This window comes from Fulvivirga aurantia, from assembly GCF_009711475.1.
Classification (GTDB): domain Bacteria; phylum Bacteroidota; class Bacteroidia; order Cytophagales; family Cyclobacteriaceae; genus Fulvivirga; species Fulvivirga aurantia.
Genome location: NZ_SMMD01000207.1, coordinates 480 through 959, shown reverse-complemented (window position 1 = coordinate 959; position 480 = coordinate 480). Strand labels below are relative to the sequence as shown.

Annotated in this window: 1 protein-coding gene; it reads right to left on the bottom strand. The window is 30.4% G+C overall.

The window, feature by feature from the left end:
• Positions 1-438 (bottom strand): hypothetical protein (locus E1176_RS20840; RefSeq protein WP_222933037.1); only part of this gene is annotated, 438 nt, incomplete at its 3' end.
• Positions 439-480 lie beyond the last annotated feature (42 nt).

The following is a 480-nucleotide window of genomic DNA, read 5'->3' as shown; positions in this document are numbered from 1 at the left end:
ACCATTAATTATCCAGTGATAATCAAATTTTTTTATATTTAATTTGTTCTCAAAAATTATATTTCTTGCATATTCATTTAGATCGTAAACTACAAACTTTCCATTTTTGAAAAGGGAAATTAATTGGCCATCATAAATACCTGAATAAGATGTTGGGTAGTTTATATAGTTGTCATCATAGTCGTCAAATTCGTCCGTGTAATAGGGGTTCTTTAAAATCACATAGGAGGTATCAAGGATTATTGGATTTTTGCTTATTGAAAGTGTAAAATTATCTTCGCTGTAAAGAGAATCTCTGTTAGGTTTATGTTTGTCGCTAGGTGATGCCCCTCTTTTTTGTCTAAAATTTTGGAATGATTCCCACCTATCTGTGAAGTGTGTTACAATATAGCTGAATTGATCAGCCTTAGCAGTATCATTAGTCTGTCCTTGACACAAGAAACTAATAGAAATTAAAATTGATATGATTAATAATCTCTG